At 72.3% G+C, this 3,464-nt stretch carries 2 protein-coding genes; both read left to right on the forward strand.

The window, feature by feature from the left end; genetic code table 11:
* Window positions 1-849 (forward strand): arabinosyltransferase C-terminal domain-containing protein (locus G6017_RS09345; RefSeq protein WP_182617086.1); only part of this gene is annotated, 849 nt, incomplete at its 5' end.
* A 22-nt stretch (window positions 850-871) separates the two neighbouring features.
* Window positions 872-3,464: arabinosyltransferase domain-containing protein (locus G6017_RS09350; RefSeq protein WP_347237975.1), on the forward strand; the 2,593-nt coding region annotated here is incomplete at its 3' end.

The following is a 3,464-nucleotide window of genomic DNA, read 5'->3' on the forward strand; positions in this document are numbered from 1 at the left end:
GAGCCGGGCGACGGCGTCGACGCGGGCACCACCGGCGGCCGGGGTGAGGTCACCGTCAACGGCTCCACCGTCGCGCTGCCCTTCGGCCTGGACCCCGACACCACACCGGTGCTGGGCTCCTACCGTCGCGGTCCCCAGGTCGCCGCCGAACTCACGTCGGCCTGGTACGAGCTGCCCGCCCGCCGCCCCAACAGCCCCCTGCTGGTGATGGCCGCGGCCGGCCGCATCGGCAACGGCGATCTGACGATCGAGTACGGCCGACCGGGCCGGGTCGGCGCGGCGGGCCCCACCGACTTCGAGGTCATGGGCTCCACGACCCCCGTCGACATCGGTCCCGCCCCCGCCTGGCGCAACCTCAGGATCCCCCTCGAGTCGATCCCCTCCGACGCCGAGGTCGTCCGGGTGGTGGCGACCGACGGCAACCTCGACCCCGACTGGTGGCTCGCCGTGACCCCGCCCCGGAACCCCCGGCTACGCACCCTCGACGAGGTCGTGGGCCACACCGACCCGGTGCTCGTCGACTGGGTGGTGGCCCTGGCCTTCCCCTGTCAGCGCCCGTTCGTCCACAACGGCGGGGTCGCAGAGATCCCCCGCTACCGGATCCTCGCCGACCGCGAGTCCTCGGCCGCCGCGAACTGGTGGCAGAGCGCGGGCGGCGGCGGACCACTGCTGTGGACCACCCAGACGGTGGAGGCCGTCACCGTCCCCACCTACCTCGACCACGACTGGTCGCGGGACTGGGGTTCCCTCCAACGGTTCGAACCCCTCGACCCCGGGGCGACGCCCGCGGACCTCGTGCGCAGCAGTTCCGTCCAGTGGGGCTGGACCACGCCGGGTCCCATGAAGTGACCGTCGCCTAGAATCGGGCGTCGTGTCAGACTCCACCGTTGCTTCCGGCCCGGTCGCCGCCGACGCCCGTGTCGCGAGGCTCCGCCTCGTCGCCATCGTCAGCGGCCTCCTGGGCACTCTGTGCTTCCTCTCCCTGCCGTTCCTGCCGGTCACCCAGACCACATCGAGCGTGCAGTGGCCACAGAACGGATCGGTCGACTCGGTGACCGCGCCGCTGATGGCGCACTCGCCCCAGCGGTTCACCGCCTCCGTGCCCTGCACCCTGGTCGCGGACCTGCCCGCCGACGGCGGGATCCTGCTGTCCACCGCCCCGGCGGGTGGTGAGGAGGCCGGCGACCGGGCACTGTTCGTCCGGGCCTCCGCGGACACGGTCGACGTGGTCTCCCGCAACCGGGTCATCGTCTCCGCACCGCGGGAGGAGGTCGCCGCCGGGGACTGCACGCAGTTGACCGTGACCGCCGCCCCGACCTTCGTCGAGGCGGAGTTCGAGGGCATCGACGACGCCGCCCGCCGGGTCGATGCCGACGACCTCCGACCGATGGTCGTGGGCATCTACACCGACCTGCCCTCCGACACCGTGGTCCCCGACGGCCTCGAGGTGGCCGTAGAGGTCGATTCCCGCTTCACCACCGACCCGACCGCCCTCAAGTGGGCCGCCATCGTGATCGGGCTGATCGCCACCGCTGTGGCCCTCTGGGCCCTGCACGGGCTCGACCAGACCGACGGCCGCCGGTCCCGCCGGTTCCTGCCCCGCGGGTGGTTCAGGATCCGGCTACCGGACGTGGCCGTGATCGGCACGCTCGGTGTGTGGCATTTCATCGGCGGCAACACCTCCGATGACGGGTACATCATGTCGATGGCCCGGGCCGCCGACCCCGCCGGCTACATGGCCAACTACTACCGCTGGTACGGCGTCCCGGAGTCTCCGTTCGGCTCCCCGTACTACGACCTGCTCACGATGCTCGCGCACGTGTCCACCGCCAGCCCGTGGATGCGTCTGCCCGCGCTCGTCGCCGCGATCCTGTGCTGGCTCGTCATCAGCCGCGAGGTCCTGCCGCGGCTCGGCCGCGCCGCGCGCACCACCCCGGTGGTCGTGTGGAGCGCCGCCGCCGTGTTCCTGGCCTTCTGGATGGCCTTCAACAACGGCCTGCGGCCCGAGCCCGTCATCGCCCTGGGCGCGCTGCTGACCTGGGTCTCCGTCGAACGCGCCATCGCGACCCGACGCATGTTGCCGTACGCGATAGCGGTGATCGTCGCCTCGTTCTCGCTGGCCACCGGCCCCACCGGACTCATGGCCGTCGCCGCGCTGGTGATGGGACTGCGCCCGGTCCTGCGCACCGTCGTGGTGCGCGGGCGCGAGGTCGGGTCTCACCTCGCGCTGGTCGCCCCGGTGCTCGCCGCGGGGACCATGGTGCTCATCAGCGTCTTCGGCATCCAGTCCCTGGCCTCGGTGCTCGAGGCCATCCGGGTGCGCGGCGAGATCGGCCCCAACCTGAACTGGTTCGAGGAGTTCGTCCGCTACTACTACCTGATGATCCCGACGGTCGACGGCTCGCTCTCGCGTCGACTCCCGGTGTTGCTGGTCCTGCTGTGCCTCATCATGGTGATCGGCACCCTGCTGCGCCGCGGCAAGATCCCGGGCGCGGCCTCGGGGCCCGTCTGGCGCCTGGTCGGTGTGGTGGTGGGCACCGCGTTCTTCATGATGTTCTCCCCCACCAAGTGGACCCACCACTTCGGTGTCTACGCGGGGATCGGCGCGGCGATCGCGGCGCTCGGCGCCATGGCCATCTCCGCGTCCGCGGTCCGCACCGCCCGCAACCGGACCGTGTTCCTGGGGATCATCCTGGTGGTGCTCGCGCTGGCCTTCGCCGGACCCAACGGCTGGTGGTACGTCTCGAGCTACGGCATCCCCTGGTGGGACAAGGCGCCCAGTGTCCGCGGCATCGACGCGGCCACCGTGCTCCTGGGTCTGGCGGTCCTGACCTTCGCCTATGCCGGCTGGCAGCATCTCAGGCAGGACTACGTGGGCACGCAGGCGCCCAGGACGCGCGAGGGCCGGCGGCGGGTGCGGACGATCGCCGCCGCACCCATCGCGGTGGTCGCGGGTCTGCTCGTCGTGTTCTCCGTCGCCTCGTTCGCCAAGGGGGTCCACAAGCAGTACCCGGCGTACACGATCGCGGCCGGCAACTTCTCGGCCCTGGCCGGGAACCCGTGCATGCTCGCCGACCGCGTCCTGGTGGAGCCCGACGCCAACGCCGGCATGCTCACCCCGCTCGCCGCGACCCCCGGACCGGACGGCGCGATCGACCCCGCGGACCGCGCGGCGGCCATCGAGGCCGGCGACAACTCGGGGTTCACCCCGGACGGTGTCGCACCCGACCTGTCCGCGGACGCGGTGGTGGCCGATCCCGGTGCCGCCAACACCACCCAGGAGCCCGGCGGCGGCCCCTCCGTCACCACCGGCGAGAGTGCCGGCACCGCCGGTGGCCAGGGCGCCGAGGGCGTCAACGAGTCGACCGTCGCTCTTCCCTTCGGACTCGACCCGGCCACCACCCCGGTGCTGGGGTCGTACCTGGTGGGGCCGCAGCGCGAGGCGAACCTCGAGACCGGCTGGA

Origin of the sequence: Dietzia sp. B44, from assembly GCF_014145245.1 — a bacterium.
Taxonomy (GTDB): domain Bacteria; phylum Actinomycetota; class Actinomycetes; order Mycobacteriales; family Mycobacteriaceae; genus Dietzia; species Dietzia natronolimnaea.